Genomic DNA, 16,657 nt, shown 5'->3' with positions numbered 1-16,657 from the left:
ATGTCCATAAGATGGCGGCTGACCGCATGGTATACCTGCATACTGGCCGTAACTCTGGTGCTGTTCGGAGCTTCGATTTATGGACTTGTGCGTTATAACATTTATTCCGAGGTTAAGAGGAAAATTGTTGAGCAGGCCAATCAAATCCGGAATGTGAATGGGATTTTGGATTTGGATAGCTTTAATCTAAGTTTGGAGCTGCCCCAGCTTACCAAGCTCAAGGATAATAATATTTACTGGCAAATTTACAGTTATTATGGCACCGGAATCACAAGTATTTCGCCGGATCTTCAAGAACGCAATTTAACCCTGCCGATTCCGAAACAGTCTACTTTGGTAGACGGAGGTAAATTTTCAGTCTTTAATAAGGGCGGGTATTCGTTCATTTTATTTGAGGTGCCGATTCAGACTGCGAGTCAGCCGATCGGAGTACTGTCGCTGGCGGTAAACACCATGTCAGAAGACCGGTTGCTGGATCAGATGAAGACGGTTCTGATCTTCGGTTTCTTCATTACCGTTGTCTGTGCTTCAACGTTGGGTCTGTTTCTAGCCCGGAAATCGATGATGCCGATTGGCAAAGTAATTGAGGCCGCCAACCAGATTCAGACCGGGAATGACCTCAGTGTCCGCATTGACTATGACGGTCCGAACGATGAGATCGGCCAGTTGATTGGTACGGTCAATCAGATGCTTGAACGGACTGACCGATTCTATAAGGAATTGGAGGAGGCTTATGCAACTCAGCGGCGGTTCGTTTCGGATGCCTCGCATGAGCTGCGGACGCCGCTTACCACAATACGTGGCAATGTGGATCTGCTTAAGAAGGCTTGGGATCAGGAAGCCGAAGGGCGGCTTAAGATGGATGAGCTGACCCTGCGCAGCATGTCCATGGAAGCGATTAGCGATATCGCGGATGAGGCCAAGCGGATGAGCCGGCTCGTGAATGACATGCTGTCACTGGCCCGTGCGGATACAGGGCAGACTATTACGAAGGAGCCGCTGCTCATCTCCCCGATTGTGCAGGATGTCATCCGGCGTTCGCAGTTCCTTAAGCGTTCCGCCGCATGGATACAGGGCGACCTGTCCGCGATTAACGGCATTTATGTGGAAGGCAACCGTGACTATTTGCAGCAGATGCTGTTCATTTTCATTGAGAATGCGTTCAAATATACGCCTTATGGCAAGGTTGTGATCGATGCCGTGCGGGTCGGCGGCCAGATTGGAATCCGGATCGCTGATACAGGCATCGGCATGGATCAGAAGGATATTCCCCACATCTTCGAGCGGTTCTACCGTGCCGACCCATCGAGAGGGGTCACTCAAGGGACAGGGCTTGGGCTGTCCATCGCCAAATGGATTATTGACGAGCACCGGGGCTCGGTCGAAGTCATCTCCCGCAAGGGGGAAGGGACGGCGTTTGTGATCTGGCTGCCCGCCTTCCCGACCCCGCTTCAATAAGGTATAATAAAGGTGTTTGTCACAAGTAGAGTGTAAGGTTCGCAGCTAGGGGCTTATAGAGTCCCGCTGAAAGAACCAAGAAAGCGGGGTATTATTCCATGGAAGTCGTCAAAATTTCGCCGCGTGGTTACTGTTACGGTGTGGTCGACGCGATGGTTTTGGCCCGTCAGGCGGCCAAGAATCTCGATCTGCCGCGTCCGATTTATATACTGGGCATGATTGTTCATAATAGTCATGTTACCACCTCTTTCGAAGATGAGGGAATTATTACACTGGATGGTCCGAACCGTCTGGATATCCTAAACCAGGTGGAATCCGGCACCGTAATCTTTACGGCTCACGGGGTATCTCCGGAAGTCAGGAAGATGGCCAGAGAGAAGGGTCTGACTACGGTCGATGCAACCTGTCCGGATGTGACGAAGACTCATGTGCTGATTGAAGAGAAGGTTGCTGAGGGGTATGAGATTATCTATATCGGGAAGAAAGGGCACCCTGAACCCGAGGGAGCTATCGGTATTGCACCGGAGCATGTGCACTTGATTGAGCGTGAGGAAGAGATTGATACGCTGGAGCTGAACTCAGACCGGATTATTATTACGAACCAGACGACCATGAGCCAGTGGGACATCAAGCACATTATGAAGAAGCTGGTTGAGAAGTTCCCTGGGGCTGAAGTGCATAACGAAATCTGCCTGGCTACCCAGGTCAGACAGGAAGCCGTGGCCGAACAGGCGGGTCAGACCGACTTGGTCATTGTGGTCGGCGATCCCCGCAGCAACAACTCGAACCGCTTAGCCCAGGTCTCTGAGGAGATTGCTGGTGTCACGGCCTACCGTATTGCGGATGTGACAGAGCTTAAGCGGGAATGGCTGGAAGGTGTGAATAAAGTAGGAGTTACTTCCGGGGCGTCTACGCCGACCCCGATCACCAAGGAAGTGATAGCCTATCTTGAACAGTATGATCCTGACCGCCCAGAGACTTGGGAGATTGTACGCACAGTCAATATGAAAAAGCTGCTTCCCCCGGTTCGCGAGAAGTCGGGAACCCCAGCATCTTAAGCAGAAGACGCCAAGACGCCTGAATTCAGGCGTCTTTTTTTGAATTTCAATTCTTACGATTAATACTGTTCTCGGCAATTTCTCTGTCCCGCTACCTGGATATTTTTTGGAAACCTGTTATGGTGGGAAGACTCCCAGGGACTGCTGCTCGAATTGTGAACCTATTGGGAAAATACTCTTGTCTCTATATCCCTTGACTGATACGCCTTTATAGCGTTTTCCAAGGGGCGATTTCCGTACCCGGGAGGGGCCAAGGGTTGACGGTAGGGAGATACTCCTGTATAGTTACTTTAATGGATAAAAGCTTAAAAGCGAACAAGCGTTTAAGCGCGGAAGTGAATTTCTGCATTAACTTCAACTTTAAACAATATAAAATGAACTTTAGAATGAACCGATCTCAGCTTCGATCCCGAGTGATTCTGAAGAAGCGGAGCGTTCGCCTTTGTCTCCGAAATGCCCCATTAATATCTAGTTCAAGCATTTCGGAGACAACAGCGGTCGTAAGAACACTCGGCATCGCAGCGCCCGAATAGGGTAACTTTCATAAAGTTAATTTTATATAGAATGAGACAACTGTAAATTTTCCCCGGAGAGGATGTCATAACATGATCGTAATTACTTCTAATCAGACTCCTGAAGAGCGCATTCAGGAAATTATTGCTGTCATCGAAAAAGAAGGGCTCCAAGCTCACGTATCCCGTGGAAGTGACCGCACCGTGATCGGCCTGATTGGTCAGATCGAACCGAAGCTTGCAGAGCATCTGCGTCAAATGAAGGACGTAGAGAACGTCATCAAGATCTCGAAATCCTACAAGCTTGCGAGCAGGGATTTCCACCCTGAGAATACTGTGATTTCCCTTGGCGATGTCACCATTGGAGGCGGCGAGCTTGTAGTCATGGGTGGACCGTGTGCGGTGGAGACGCCGGAGCAGATCGATGAGATTGCCCGTTTAGTGAAGGCAGCAGGAGGGCAAGTGCTGCGCGGCGGCGCATTTAAGCCCCGCACAGGCCCGTACAGCTTCCAGGGAGTCGGTGTGGAAGGTCTGATCATGATGGCTGAAGCGGGGAAGAAGCATGGTCTGCTTACAATTACCGAGGTTATGACACCGGAATATGTTGACGTATGTGCGGAATATGCGGATATTCTTCAGATTGGTACCCGAAATATGCAGAATTTTGATCTGCTTCGGAAGCTGGGCAGCTGTGGACGCCCGATCCTGCTTAAACGGGGCTTCAGTGCAACCTATGACGAACTTCTCAACGCGGCTGAGTACATCCTTGCCGGCGGGAACCCGAACGTGATGCTCTGTGAACGGGGAATCCGCACATTTGAGACTTATACCCGCAACACGCTCGATCTGTCCGCAATTCCGGTCCTGCAGCAGCTCAGCCATCTGCCGGTGATCTCAGACCCAAGCCATGGCACAGGACGGCGTGAGCTTGTAGAGCCAATGGCTAAAGCGTCCGTTGCGGCTGGTGCAGACGGTCTGATTATCGAGATGCACACAGATCCTGACAATTCCATGACCGGAGATGGGGTGCAATCCTTGTTCCCTGATCAATTCGCAGCGCTTCTGCAGGACTTGGAGAAGCTGGCCCCAATTGTCGGAAGACAATTTAATACCCCGAAATCTGCTTTAAATACTGTAAGTGTGTAATATTTTCCCGGGAAATACCATAACCGATTGAACGCCTGGTCCTTAGCAAGGGGCCAGGTTTTTTATGTAAAGTGATAAAATGTTATAATACCTGACATGAAAAACAAAAATACCTTACATAAGTATTGACGCATTGTTTTTGTTAGGATTATAATGACGACATTAAATATTAAGTATGAACGTTGAGTGTTATCTAGTGCTTTAATGTTCGTGATTGGGAGGATTAAGATGTCTGTACAGCAGGTTTTGAACACTATTCAGGAGAAACAAATTGAGTGGGTGGATTTCCGTTTTGTAGACCTGTCAGGTCGTGCACACCATATCAGCCTGCCAGCCAAAGAGGTGGATGAGGAGACTTTTGTAAATGGTGTAGCGTTTGACGGTTCCTCAATCCCGGGCTTCCGTGGTATTGAAGAGTCTGACATGGTAATGATGCCGGATCCCAACTCATGTTTTGTTGATCCTTTCACCGCACATCCTACCTTGAACATTCTGTGTGATATCTTTACACCGGACGGCAACCGTTATGAGCGCGATCCGCGCAGCATCGCTGTTCGTGCCGAAGAGTACCTGAAGAAGAGTGGAGTGGGGACAGCTGCATTCTTCGCGCCAGAGTCGGAGTTCTTCATCTTTGACGATGTCCGTTATGAGAGCAGTATGAACCGTTCCTACTACGAAGTGAATTCGGAAGAAGCAAGCTGGAACACAAGCCGCAGCGAAGAGGGCGGCAACCTTGGTTTCAAAATCCCTGTTAAAGGCGGATACGTGCCGGTAGCACCTACTGATAAGCAGCAGGACATCCGCAGCGAAATGTGCCGGTTGTTAGAAGAAGCAGGCCTTCGCGTAGAGCGTCATCACCACGAGGTGGCTACAGCAGGGCAGGCTGAGATCAACTTCCGTTTTGACACACTTCTCAAAACCGCTGATAACCTGATGGTTTACAAATATATCGTTCATAATACCGCACAGCAATTTGGCAAAACGGCAACCTTTATGCCTAAACCGCTGTTTGGCGACAACGGTAGCGGGATGCACGTTCACCAGTCTATCTTTGACGGCGACACCCCTCTTTTCTATGAAAAAGGCGGTTATGCTAATCTAAGTGAAATGGCGCTCCACTATATTGGTGGGATTCTGCATCATGCGCCTGCGCTTATTGCCTTCACGAACCCAAGCACGAATTCGTTCAAACGCCTTGTTCCGGGTTATGAAGCCCCAGTGAACCTGGTATATTCCAAAGGTAACCGTTCTGCAGCAGTACGCATTCCTGTAGCTGCCGTAACTCCTAAGGGCTGCCGTATCGAGTTCCGTACCCCGGACTCCACCGCGAATCCATATCTGGCGTTCTCCGCGATGCTGCTTGCCGGTCTTGACGGAATCAAACGTAAGATCAACCCGCAAGAGCAAGGATACGGGCCTTTCGATAAGAACATTTACGAATTGTCGGATGCAGAGAAAGCGGAAATCCGCAGCGTTCCAGGTTCCCTTGATGAAGCATTGGATGCTCTTCTGGCAGACAGTGAGTTCTTGACTGAGGGCGGCGTGTTCACCCAAGAATTCATCGATAACTTTGTTGAACTGAAACGCAAGGAATCCAAGGCGGTTAATATGCGTGTTCATCCGCATGAGATCGGACTGTATTTCGATCTGTAATCGAACTTATCCATGAAGATATCGTAGCCAAAAAGCCGTCCCACCTGGTCGTTCCGGCCCGGGAAGACGGCTTCTTTTTTGACAAAATCAGGCTTGTCCTTACCAGATGAACATGTCAGAAATAACTATTCTTTGACAAGATAAAGCGGTAATGTGTCAATTCTGCAAACTTGTCCACGCAGCCTCAATATGTTCTTGATGCCTGGATCGATTGTTGTTATAGTAAACCGTAACTAAACACCGTGTTTCAACTTACTTTAAGAAAAGAGAGGATGGGAGTCCAATGAGTAAGAGAGCCTACAATTTTAATGCGGGTCCTGCAGCGGTCCCCCTGGAAGTGCTGCAGCGCGCCCAGGCTGAATTTGTCGATTATCATGGTACGGGAATGTCGATTATGGAGATGTCCCACCGCGGAGCGGTGTATGAGGAGGTTCATAACGAGGCTCAGAGCCGGCTGCTAGGTCTGTTTGGTAATCCGGAAGGATATAAAGTGTTATTCCTTCAGGGAGGGGCTTCTACACAATTTGCTATGCTTCCGATGAACCTTCTTACCGAAGGCAAATCTGCTGGTTATGTCAAGACCGGCAGCTGGGCGAATAAAGCTATCGCTGAAGCCAAGCTGATTGGAGACACCTTTGTGGCGGCTTCCTCTGAAGAGGACCAGTACAAATCGGTTCCAGATCTGTCGAATCTTCAGCTTCCTGAGAATACGGCTTATTTGCATGTGACATCCAACGAAACTATCGAGGGCACGCAGTTCAGCAGCTTCCCGGACACTGGGAGTGTTCCTCTAGTTGTAGATATGTCCAGTGACATCTTGTCACGTTCCTTCAACCTTAAAGACTTCGGGCTGATCTATGCCGGCGCCCAGAAGAATCTGGGGCCTTCAGGAGTAACCGTAGTGATAGCCCGTGAAGAGTTGATTCAGAACTCACCTAAGCACATTCCAACCGTGCTTCGTTATGACACACACACCAAGAACAACTCTTTGTACAATACTCCTCCATCCTTCTCGATATATATGGTGAACCAGGTGCTCAAATGGATCGAAGAGCAGGGCTCACTGGAAGGCATCGAAGCGAAGAACCGGGAGAAAGCCAAGCTGCTGTATCATACGATTGACAATAGCGGCGGATTCTACCGTGGATTTGCCAATCCGGACAGCCGTTCCATTATGAACGTTACCTTCCGGCTGCAGTCGGAGGAGCTGGAGAAGCAGTTCGTCAAAGCTTCCGAGCAGGAAGGCTTTGTCGGTCTCAAAGGACACCGGAGCGTCGGCGGCCTGCGTGCTTCCATCTATAATGCCGTATCCTATGACCATATCAAAGCGCTTGTTGACTTTATGGGTGAATTCCAAAAGAAGAACGGCTAATTAAATGTAAAATGTTGACGAGGTGACCCCCGGTGCAAGGGGGTCGCCTCTTTTTTTGCTAGGATGGTGCTTTAATGGGCGCTAATCCGCAATTCTTCTGTAAAGCGCGGGCTCCATAGAGAGCTCATGCGGCAGGCGATGAACATTACGATATTCAGCAGAGCCGCTGTTCCAAAGACAAGGGCGGGAGAGTAATGCTGGGATATCCATCCGGCTGCGAGGATGGCAAAGGGCATGCCCAGCTTAAAAGCCGAACCTGTGATGCCGCTAACACGCCCAATCAGATGCTGTGGAGTAGATTCTTGGCGATAGGTCCAAATGCATATGGAGCTGATCGTCCCGAACATCCCGTCAAAGAAAAGGCCTGTAGCGAGAATAAGTCCGTTGTGGGCAAAGTACAGGACAGCATAGGCAAGCCCGCTAAGCAGTGTGGTTACGCCTAGGATATGACCGATGCTGAAGCGGCATCTGAGCGGGCTGATGAGCAGGCTTCCAGCCAGTCCGCCGATGCCTCCTGCAGACAGTACAAGTCCAAGTGCAGCATTGTCCAACCTTAATCCATCCTTGGCTGCGAACACAATTGTCGCATCCACCATACCGGTTGTGGAATTGAGAAAGATCACCAGCACCGTAATCTGCTTCAGAATCCGGTTGCGCAGCAGCTCATTCCAGCCCTCCTTGAGCTCTTGACGGAAATTGCCGCGGGGTACAGTTGAAGGCTCCGGGTCTGCAGGGAGCAGGAGTATCAGCAGGCAGGCTGGTACAAAAGCTATGGCGGTAAGCAGCAGACCGGCATTAAGGTCGGATAACATCAGAATAAGGCCGGTCAATGCCGGGCCCATGATGGCGATAGCTGTGCCGAGGAAGCTGAAAGCCGCATTGGCTGGAGTAAGATGCTGCCCAGGAAGAACAAGCTTGACCAGTGCCACACGGGCATTAGAATAAGCATAACCCAGAGTCATGAGCAGGAAGCCGGTGATATAGAACACATAGATAGATGGGCTTCCATAGGCGGTCCAGAAATATAAAGTAGTCAACAGAATCAGCTGGACTAACACACTAAAGACGGACCAAAGCTTTTTTCGTGCACGGTCGACCCACACACCAATGAAGGCGGCAAGTAATAAGTTTGGCAGGAAATCAATCCCCCGCATGACCGACATAGCAACAGAGGAATGTGTAAGATCATACAGAATCAGCGGCAGAGCCAGCTCGTAGATTTTATTCCCGACTGCCAGAATCCCTCCGCTGATCAGCAGGATCAGAAATTGCTTGTTTAACCACAAAGTCATCTGATCACCTTTCTTTACGTGTTATTGTGGGATCAGTATACTGGTTGAAAAGAGGAAGAAAAAGCGAAGCTTTCATCCAAGTATTTCACCTTTTAAACGGAGTGGACTCAGATGGAAATTGAAAAATACTATTTCCGGCTTAGGCAGCGATACTCCCATCAAGGGGAGAATCAGGCTTTTCCAGTCAAGATGGATGAGCTAACCGACGCCTTAGGATGCACGCGCAGGAACGCCCAGCTTCTGCTCATGCGCATGAGCCAGATGGAACTGCTGGTCTGGGAGCCCGGCCGTGGGCGCGGACACCTCTCCAGGTTGACGTTCCTAGGCTCACATCAAGATCTTGTTCTGGAATTGGCCCGCCGTAAGGTTCAAGAAGGGCGGCTTAATGAGGCATTAGGGCTTGTGGATTCACTCCAGGACGGGCATTTGGCCGAGCTCTTTGCAGCATGGTTATCCTCCCAGTTTGGCGTTGTTCCAGGGGGCGAGTCCATCGACATCCTCAGGTTTCCCTTCTACAGGGAGGTCCCTGATCTGGACCCGGCAGGGGTAATCCGCAGGACTGAGGCTCACTGGATCGAGCAGATATTTGATCCCTTATGTACATATTCTGCCGAAGAGGGCAGGCTGGTTCCTGGACTGGCACATGCATGGGAAAGTGAGGACAACGGCCAGATATGGCGCATTCACCTGCGGAAGGGAATCCTGTTCCATCACGGCAGACGTATGACCGCAGAGGACGTGAAGTTTACCTTGGAGCGTGTGCGCCGCTTCCAGCCGGAAGACTGGATGCTGTCCGCCATACAGCGGATTCAGATCCAAGGCAAATATGAGCTTGAAGTTCAATTTGACCGCCCGATGGGATTGTTTATGAATGTGATGGCTTCAGAGCGGTATTGTATCGTACCGGCTGATCTGGATGAAGCCAGCTTCGCCCGGAATCCTATTGGAACAGGGCCTTTCAAGTTAACTCATAATGACTCGTCCATGCTGGTTGTGCAGGCCCATGAGCATTATTTTGGCACCCGCCCGCATTTGGACCGCATCGAGATGTGGGTATGGCCCAACTATCAGGGGATTCATACATTGCAGCCCCAGGACCCGAAGGCTCAGCTCCTTTATTTTGAAGCCCAGACCTTGAGTGGAGCCAAGCCCCATCTGCAGCAGCTTGAGCAGGGCAGCACCTATTTGACCTTTAATATGAAAAAGCCGGGAGTTCTACAGGATGCCAAATTCCGCCAGGCCGTTCATAGCGCTATAGACCGCGGTAAAATGATTCGGGAATTGGGCGAGATCAGAACCCGACCCTCAGCCGGATTTTTCCCTTACCCGGGAGACAGCGGCTGCATCCAGCCAGCCTTACTTGAGGAATCCCGCCGTCTGCTGTCCGAATCCAGCTACCAAGGCGAGACTTTGTGGCTGTACACGTATGCTATGCCCAGCAATGAGGAGAACGCAGCATGGATACAGGCATGCTGCAGAAGCTTGGGCATACAGCTGGCATGGCGTGCTTTTCCGATAAGAGAGCTGTCCGAGCCGGAAAGGATCAAGGAAGCGGATTTGATTCTTGGCGGCGAGGTACTGGGTGAGCAGCCGGACTTAACCTTAATCAATCTGTATACCTCGGCCACCTCGTTTGTTCGTGGACATTTGGGCAGCGATGTGGCAGTGGAAGTGGATGCATGTATCTCGCGATGTATCGCGGAAAGTAATGCCCAGTTAAGAATCAAGGAACTGCTTAAGGCTGAGAAACTGATCCGAAGCAGCTATAATGTTCTGTTTTTGTACCACAGTGTGCAGACCGCGAACTATGACGGGGCATTTGGAGGGATGAGCCTGAATGCATGGGGCAAAGTGCGGTATAAGGATGTATGGATACGCCGGAGGAAATAGATAGAAGAGGTGATCCCCGATACAGGGAGCACCTCTTTTCTTATGATATCCGTGAAGTTCAGGCCGATCGCCTGATCGCTTGGATTGGGCAACCACTATGCCCGGATCAATCGAGGGCGGATAGGGGATCTCTGCATATGAATGTCCTTAGTCCTTATGAGTAGGTTCATGTGGAATTCTGCGGATTTTCTCGGCAGGTTATCCGGTGAGTGTCCAGTTGCGAACTCGACCAAGGTCTATTTTTAAACTGGTCCTAAGACTATTCAATCGACAATATTGATTGGATAAAATTAGGACATTACCAATGAGGAGGTTGATGTGGTATGAACAAACAGATTAGAAAAGAATCAAAAGTAACAAACGGATGGACGCATGATACTAAATATTTTTCAGGAGGAAAATATGAACAAAATGAAGCGGATAAGTCTTTTAGTCGTAGCGATGATGGTCTTTCTCGTGTCGGCTGTACCGACTATGGCGAAGGAAAAGGAGGCCCCCGTTAGTCGAGAGATTACGAACGTTCAAGCATTTACGAAGCTCTACGGGTACATACGATTCTTCCACCCGAGTGACGAGAACGAGAAAATCGACTGGCAACGGTTCGCCATTTATGGGGTGAGCAAGGCCAGGGCTGCAAAATCGGACAAGGAATTAACGGCAGCGCTCCAAGAACTCTTCTATCCGATTGCGCCGACGATGCGCTTTACGAACAAGGACAAAGCAGCCCGGCTCAACCGGCCTAAGCAGGCCCGCAATTTGACCGCATGGCTGCACCAAGGCGTCAAAATGAACTCTCCCCAAGAAATGTACACGAGCGAACGGCTGCAGTCCGAGGGCACGAGCGAAATTCTACTTCAAAAGCATATTTTGAAGCCGGGGGAGGTGGTTGTCAAGCAGATAACCCCGGGCGTATTCGCTCATATTCCAATCGTTCTGTACAGAGACAGTAAGGGGACGATTGGTGCAACGGCCGAATCGGCGGATAGACTTACCAAGCTTCAACAACAGCTTGCGAAGATCAAATTGGATAAAGTTTCGCTAAACGATCGGAATGTCCAATTGGCTAATGTCGTCATAACCTGGAATGCCATTCAGCATTTCTACCCTTATTTCGATGTCGTGAAGGTCGATTGGGAGCGGACGTTAATCGATGCGCTGCAGCAAAGCTTGAACAATCGTACGTTGGATCAGTATTCACTTACCATGAAGCGGATGCTGGCGAAACTGCAGGATGGGCATAGCCTCTTTATAGTTCCTGAACTTGAACGCGAGGCGGTATACGCTCCTTATCGGGTCGAATGGATTGAAGATCAAGTTGTGGTAACGAACGCCAAAGAAGAGACCGGTCTTAAGCCCGGAGATGTCATTTTAATGATAAACGGGAAGAAAGCAGACTCGCACTTTAAAGAGTTGGAACTGACTATGCAAGGCAGTAGGCAATATAAACGTATATTAGCTGCCCGTGAATTTTATATAGGGAAAAAGGGGACAGAAGCCAGGCTGACGGTGCAACGGGGTAAGACCAAACTCGATCTTACCATTCTTTATGGCGACCGAACCGTGGAGGAATTCATCACGCCAGGCGTTGTTGAACAGGTAAAGGACGGTATTTATTACGTTAATCTGACAAGGTTGACCGAAGACATGTTCCAACAGAACCTCTCAAAGCTGGGACATGCAAAAGGCGTAATCTTCGATTTAAGAGGTTATCCGTATCCGGGTACAATCGGGATAAATATATTGAAATATCTAACGGATTCTCCATTCCAGACGCCGCAATTCCATATGCCTCTGTTTGTATTTCCGGATCATGAAAACGTGAAGTTTAATCTCATACAATATACACATGAACCGGAGAAATCGAAATTAAAGGGCAAAGTGGCGTTTCTGACTTATGGAGGCGCAGTTAGCTATTCCGAAACAATTATGGGTATCGTCGAACATTACCGATTGGCGGATATTATCGGGCAACCGACTGCGGGGGCAAATGGAGACGCGAATTTTATTCAACTGCCGGGTGGCTGTATCGTGGGATGGACAGGTCTAGTAACCTTGAAACAAGACGGCAGCCAGCACCATCTCATCGGCATTCAGCCTACCGTGCTGGTGCAGCGAACGATTAAGGAAGTCCGTGAAGGGCGAGATGTTTATTTGGAGAAGGCTATTGAAACGATTAACGCCAAGCAAAACAATCAATAGAACAGAACAGTGTATGCTCTTCTGAATTGTTAGTAATGATGGATGAACGATAGGCGGCCGGTTTATTCCGGCTGCCTGTTAGTAATAAAGTAAGCTGCTTGAAACTGCGGACTATTCGTAGAAGCTGTAATATCCCATCCCTGTACCACAGTGTGCAGACCGCGAACTATGACGGGGCATTTGGAGGGATGAGCCTGAATGCACGGGGCAAAGTGCGGTATAAGGATGTATGGATACGCCGAAGAGAATAAGGCAGGCTGTTTGAATAGGGGAAGAACGTGATATAATACAAGGATGAATTTGATGTAATCTTTCGCACAAGAGAGGGGCTTCACTCATCATGGCTTTACATATTGTACTCGTTGAACCTGAAATTCCGGCGAATACCGGTAACATCGCCCGTACGTGCGCGGCTACGGGAATTCATCTGCATCTTGTCCGCCCGCTTGGCTTCCGTACCGATGACGCCACGCTGAAACGCGCCGGCCTCGATTATTGGTACGCTGTTCATATCGAATACCATGATTCCTTCGCAGAGGTTGAGGAGATGTATAAAGGCAGCAGATTCTTCTTCGCCACCACCAAAGGGGACAAAAGATATAGTGACTATCAATATCAGGATGGAGACTTCTTTGTGTTCGGCAAGGAAACCAAAGGATTATCGCCGGAAATCCTTGAGGCCCATCCAGACAGCTTAATCCGGATGCCCATGACCGACAAGGTACGCTCGCTGAATCTGTCCAATTCTGCTGCGATTATTGTGTATGAAGCGCTGAGGCAGCTGGATTTTCCTGGTATGAAGTAAGGATTTTATGTGTAAATATGTCTGAAGTTGCGATTTTTTCGTGAATTATCACAAAAATTAGATCGTTAAGCAGGATTCAGGAAAAAAATGCCGAAATAAATTTATTTAAAGACCTTCCATCTTTTTCTTTTCTGCCGATATAAGAAGGGGGAAGCTTTATTATATCTTCAGTGAAGAGCCCTATTCATGCACGGTCTGTTTATATTTTTCGGGAGAGGTGTGCTTGTTATGAAACCTGCTGGTGTGGTCCGTAAAGTGGATCAACTGGGGAGAATCGTCTTACCCAAATCGCTTCGGAAGAGATATCAAATGAATGAGGGGGACCCTGTCGAAATTCTCGTACAAGGGGATCATATTATCCTTGAGCGTTATCGTCCGAAGTGTGTGTTCTGTGGAAATATGGAAGATGTGAGCGAGTTCAAAGAACGGTCCATCTGTGGACAATGCCTGGTTGAAATGAACCACTTACCAAGACATGCGTAAGCTTTTGTCTTGGTTGGGGCGCCGCTAAGCAGCGGCGCTTTTTATATGCCCGGACAAGGGACGAAAAGAAGCACTTCCGCGTGGAAGTGCTTCTTCTTCATTACAAGCCTTTAGTTTTATCGTCGTTATAAGCTGCAGTTAGAATTCCGCCCACAAACAGGGCAAATACCAAGGTAATGATCCAGAACGTTAGTGAAAAGGACACAAGGCCACCTCCAGGCAATTACTCTCTTCCCCTATTATAACCATCCCGGATATAAAATTAAAAGCTCTATTATTTGAAAAATAAAAAATGAGTAGGGACCGGACGCAGCGATCCGTCTGAAGGTTTATTAATCACTCTGCCGTTTAGGATGAGCGAGGTCGATCCACCGCCGTCCAGGTTGTAGGCGCTCTGCACTCCCAAATTATACAGCTTGTCCTGTAGCTCCGGAAGAGACGCGCCGGAACCGCCTTTCTCGTCATAACCATCGACAACGAGTACAAGGAGCTGATCATCCCGGTAGCTGCCAATTACTGTGCGGGGCGCCCGGTAAGGGGAGGTTATCCACTTGGCTGGGATGGGGGTCTTGGACCCGTTCTGCAGAAGCACCGGAACGAAGGTGGCCCCGAAGGCAGGCTTCAACCGGTCCAGCTGGTCCTGGCTGGAGAATTTTCCTCCGATCAGCTTGCCGGACTGATTCAGGCCGACAAAGGATAGATCCTTATAGCTCGGCTCAAAGCCGGTCAAATATTTGCCGTTCAGGATCGTGGTGCTGAGCGGGTAGCGCTTGCCGCCTGAATCCGCGAATCCGCCGGCATTGATCCCGGCAACAGCACCGCTGTGCTTGACTGCCTGCATGGTCGTCTCTGCGGCGCCGAGCTTGTCGCCGGCCACAGCCATTTTCATGGCAGAAGGGGTTTTAAGTTTGATTTTCATGGCGTACCCTTTATAATTCCCCGGATTAATCTTATACAACTCAATCCGGATCTTGTCGCTCTGTACGGTCTCAAAGGGAGCTGTTCCGAACTTGGCCGTGATCCGGTGATCATAGATCATTTCCGGGCGCCGGGAAGCCGAGCTTGCCGATGTGACAATTTGCGACATTGCACTAGTCGTCTTCTGATACAGCAGCGAGGTTTTGCGAATGGTGGAAATCGTATATTTAGCTGTCTCTTCAGCATTAGTCAGTCCCTGTGACAATGAGGTTACATGCTGATTAAGCTCCTTCGGCTCAGGCAGGGCCACCTGCTGTCCTTCCCAGTTCAGGTGAACGCTTCCGAGCAGCAAAGCGATGAACAGACCGAAGAAAGGGGCTGTTGCAAGCATAAAGAACCGGTTAACTTGTTTGACCTGAATGTTCATTTCAGCAGGTCCATCTTGCTCTGAAGAGCATTAAGTTGTTTTTTGACTTCATTTAACTGGGTGTACAGCTTGTTGCTGTTATCGGTCTTATTGCTTGCATTGTCCTTCGTAAAAGTCAACAGCTCATTAAAAGACTGCACTTTGCTGCTTAGTTCGCCCACTTCCTTGGACAGGGAGGTCAGCTTGGCGTTGTAATCAGCCTTAATGGCATTCGTCTGGGTTTGCCACTTGGCATCCAGGCTCTTCAGCATGGCCTGCTGCAGATGGTTGCTGTACCAATAGGTTGCGGCAATCCCCGCCCCAATAAGCACGAGCCAGATTACCAGAAATACTTTTACGGACGTTCCCCGATTTCTCTGGCTGCGCGTTGCGGGAGGCGTGGAAACAGGCTCCGTAGAGAAAGACATGTAAATCACCTCAAAGCATTTTCTATAAATTTTACCTTTTTAGTATTCTATCATTCTATCATTTCGCCCTGTTGACCGCAAAAAATGTAAATGTTTTCAAAGAGATTTGTTGGAGAAAAAGTCAGAATCGCGGGTATTAGGCACCTTGGACTTCCATAGGTATAGGAAACAAGCGGAGATTTGGAGGTGAATGGGGGATGACGAAAAGAAAATTAGACCCTGAAGAGAGGAGACCACCGGGGGATGGGCTTATCTCCTTGGCGGAGGAGGGTCTGGAGACAGGACTTCTCCCGGACGGCTGGCGGGAAGCCGCATATGAAGCCTGGAAGGGAGAGGTTCAAGAAGAACTCCTGAGTCTTGCTGGTGAAGGAGTTCTTCAGGCGGAGGTAACCCGGGCAATAAGCGGGTGGTTCTCACACGGAGATAGTCCGGCTCTGGAAGATGGGCGGGGCCTATTTGTCACGGCTGGTAGGGGAAGGGCTCTCGCACTGCTTGCGAACGCGCTGTTGAAGCCGGGAGAGAAGGTGCTGGTGGAGACACCGGTATCGCCTGCTGCCAGGGAAATATTCCTTAGGAACGGGGTAGAAATTATCGGGGTGCCCTGTGATCCGGATGGGATGCTTCCTGGGGAATGCCGGACTTTAATCCGGAAACATAAGCCGAGGCTCATTTACTTCACGCCAGATGGATCGGATACTTGCGGGATCTCTTGGAGTTCCCGGCGAAGGGCTGAGATGCTTGAGGTGGCGCTAGAAAATAAGGTTTGGACCGTGGCCGACCGAAGCGGCGGCCGCGCACCTGTTCCAGGGGAGGAAAGCTACCTCAAAGGCTCTATATACGCCCTTGCTGGGGGGCGAGGAGCCGGGGCAAGGACGGCCGAGCTGGATTCCATGGATGGGCACGGCATCCATGCAGCCTGGGTTAGGGCCGACCGGGCGCTGGTTCAGCGCTTGCAGGAGGCGAGGCTGAAGCTCCCGGAGCAGGCCGGGCACCGTGGCCTCCCGGGAGTATCGGCGGCGCTGCTGGTTCGGCCGGGC

At 49.9% G+C, this 16,657-nt stretch carries 13 protein-coding genes; 10 read left to right on the top strand and 3 right to left on the bottom strand.

Annotation, left to right across the window (positions count from 1 at the left end; translation table 11 throughout):
* The 5 genes from BN6628_RS19325 (at window position 1) to serC (ending at window position 7,199) form a co-directional block, all read left to right on the top strand.
* Window positions 1–1,458, top strand: coding sequence for a sensor histidine kinase (locus tag BN6628_RS19325; protein WP_068619974.1), 1,458 nt, complete (start codon window positions 1–3; stop codon window positions 1,456–1,458).
* Window positions 1,459–1,556: 98 nt separating this feature from the next.
* A complete protein-coding gene (locus BN6628_RS19320) occupies window positions 1,557–2,516 on the top strand; it encodes a 4-hydroxy-3-methylbut-2-enyl diphosphate reductase (protein ID WP_068619973.1) in 960 nt (319 codons plus the stop codon).
* A gap of 605 nt (window positions 2,517–3,121) precedes the next feature.
* Window positions 3,122–4,174, top strand: a complete 1,053-nt coding sequence (gene aroF / locus BN6628_RS19315; protein ID WP_068619972.1) for a 3-deoxy-7-phosphoheptulonate synthase — start codon at window positions 3,122–3,124, stop codon at window positions 4,172–4,174.
* 228 nt (window positions 4,175–4,402) lie between these two features.
* On the top strand, window positions 4,403–5,827 hold the full coding sequence (gene glnA, locus BN6628_RS19310) for a type I glutamate--ammonia ligase (protein ID WP_068619971.1): 1,425 nt from the start codon (window positions 4,403–4,405) through the stop codon (window positions 5,825–5,827).
* A gap of 283 nt (window positions 5,828–6,110) precedes the next feature.
* Window positions 6,111–7,199 (top strand): 3-phosphoserine/phosphohydroxythreonine transaminase, encoded by a 1,089-nt coding sequence (serC, locus tag BN6628_RS19305; RefSeq protein ID WP_068619970.1) that lies wholly within the window; start codon window positions 6,111–6,113, stop codon window positions 7,197–7,199.
* Window positions 7,200–7,270: 71 nt separating this feature from the next.
* On the opposite strand, the gene BN6628_RS19300 is transcribed toward serC, so the two are convergent.
* A complete protein-coding gene (locus BN6628_RS19300; RefSeq protein WP_068619969.1) occupies window positions 7,271–8,491 on the bottom strand; it encodes an MFS transporter in 1,221 nt (406 codons plus the stop codon).
* Between the two features lie 111 nt (window positions 8,492–8,602).
* On the opposite strand from BN6628_RS19300, the gene BN6628_RS19295 reads away from it, so the two are divergent.
* The 4 genes from BN6628_RS19295 (at window position 8,603) to BN6628_RS19280 (ending at window position 13,868) form a co-directional block, all read left to right on the top strand.
* Complete coding sequence (locus tag BN6628_RS19295) at window positions 8,603–10,381, top strand: ABC transporter substrate-binding protein (RefSeq protein ID WP_068619968.1); 1,779 nt, start codon at window positions 8,603–8,605, stop codon at window positions 10,379–10,381.
* A gap of 402 nt (window positions 10,382–10,783) precedes the next feature.
* Window positions 10,784–12,580 (top strand): S41 family peptidase, encoded by a 1,797-nt coding sequence (locus BN6628_RS19290; protein WP_068619967.1) that lies wholly within the window; start codon window positions 10,784–10,786, stop codon window positions 12,578–12,580.
* 340 nt (window positions 12,581–12,920) lie between these two features.
* Window positions 12,921–13,385, top strand: coding sequence for a tRNA (uridine(34)/cytosine(34)/5-carboxymethylaminomethyluridine(34)-2'-O)-methyltransferase TrmL (trmL, locus tag BN6628_RS19285; RefSeq protein ID WP_068619966.1), 465 nt, complete (start codon window positions 12,921–12,923; stop codon window positions 13,383–13,385).
* Between the two features lie 228 nt (window positions 13,386–13,613).
* Entirely contained in the window at window positions 13,614–13,868 is a 255-nt protein-coding gene (locus BN6628_RS19280) for an AbrB/MazE/SpoVT family DNA-binding domain-containing protein (RefSeq protein WP_068622459.1), read from the top strand.
* Window positions 13,869–14,142: 274 nt separating this feature from the next.
* Here the strand turns inward: BN6628_RS19280 and BN6628_RS19275 are convergent, their stop codons facing one another.
* Both BN6628_RS19275 and BN6628_RS19270 read right to left on the bottom strand, forming a co-directional pair.
* Window positions 14,143–15,213 (bottom strand): phosphodiester glycosidase family protein, encoded by a 1,071-nt coding sequence (locus tag BN6628_RS19275; RefSeq protein WP_068619965.1) that lies wholly within the window; start codon window positions 15,211–15,213, stop codon window positions 14,143–14,145.
* Window positions 15,210–15,620, bottom strand: a complete 411-nt coding sequence (locus BN6628_RS19270; protein WP_068619964.1) for a hypothetical protein — start codon at window positions 15,618–15,620, stop codon at window positions 15,210–15,212. The genes BN6628_RS19275 and BN6628_RS19270 overlap by 4 nt, the downstream gene beginning before the upstream one ends.
* A gap of 197 nt (window positions 15,621–15,817) precedes the next feature.
* On the opposite strand from BN6628_RS19270, the gene BN6628_RS19265 reads away from it, so the two are divergent.
* On the top strand, window positions 15,818–16,657 hold an 840-nt coding region (locus tag BN6628_RS19265), incomplete at its 3' end, for an aminotransferase class I/II-fold pyridoxal phosphate-dependent enzyme (RefSeq protein WP_148449331.1).

It is taken from the genome of Paenibacillus tuaregi (assembly GCF_900086655.1).
GTDB lineage: Bacteria > Bacillota > Bacilli > Paenibacillales > Paenibacillaceae > Fontibacillus > Fontibacillus tuaregi.
This window is presented reverse-complemented; position numbering and strand designations above follow the sequence as displayed.

Bases quoted from the DNA above. Each gene is read 5' to 3' on its own strand.
- BN6628_RS19325 (WP_068619974.1), top strand. From the start codon at position 1: ATGTCCATAAGATGGCGGCTGACCGCATGGTATACCTGCATACTGGCC.
- BN6628_RS19320 (WP_068619973.1), top strand. From the start codon at position 1,557: ATGGAAGTCGTCAAAATTTCGCCGCGTGGTTACTGTTACGGTGTGGTC.
- aroF (WP_068619972.1), top strand. From the start codon at position 3,122: ATGATCGTAATTACTTCTAATCAGACTCCTGAAGAGCGCATTCAGGAA.
- glnA (WP_068619971.1), top strand. From the start codon at position 4,403: ATGTCTGTACAGCAGGTTTTGAACACTATTCAGGAGAAACAAATTGAG.
- serC (WP_068619970.1), top strand. From the start codon at position 6,111: ATGAGTAAGAGAGCCTACAATTTTAATGCGGGTCCTGCAGCGGTCCCC.
- BN6628_RS19300 (WP_068619969.1), bottom strand. From the start codon at position 8,491: ATGACTTTGTGGTTAAACAAGCAATTTCTGATCCTGCTGATCAGCGGA.
- BN6628_RS19295 (WP_068619968.1), top strand. From the start codon at position 8,603: ATGGAAATTGAAAAATACTATTTCCGGCTTAGGCAGCGATACTCCCAT.
- BN6628_RS19290 (WP_068619967.1), top strand. From the start codon at position 10,784: ATGAACAAAATGAAGCGGATAAGTCTTTTAGTCGTAGCGATGATGGTC.
- trmL (WP_068619966.1), top strand. From the start codon at position 12,921: ATGGCTTTACATATTGTACTCGTTGAACCTGAAATTCCGGCGAATACC.
- BN6628_RS19280 (WP_068622459.1), top strand. From the start codon at position 13,614: ATGAAACCTGCTGGTGTGGTCCGTAAAGTGGATCAACTGGGGAGAATC.
- BN6628_RS19275 (WP_068619965.1), bottom strand. From the start codon at position 15,213: ATGAACATTCAGGTCAAACAAGTTAACCGGTTCTTTATGCTTGCAACA.
- BN6628_RS19270 (WP_068619964.1), bottom strand. From the start codon at position 15,620: ATGTCTTTCTCTACGGAGCCTGTTTCCACGCCTCCCGCAACGCGCAGC.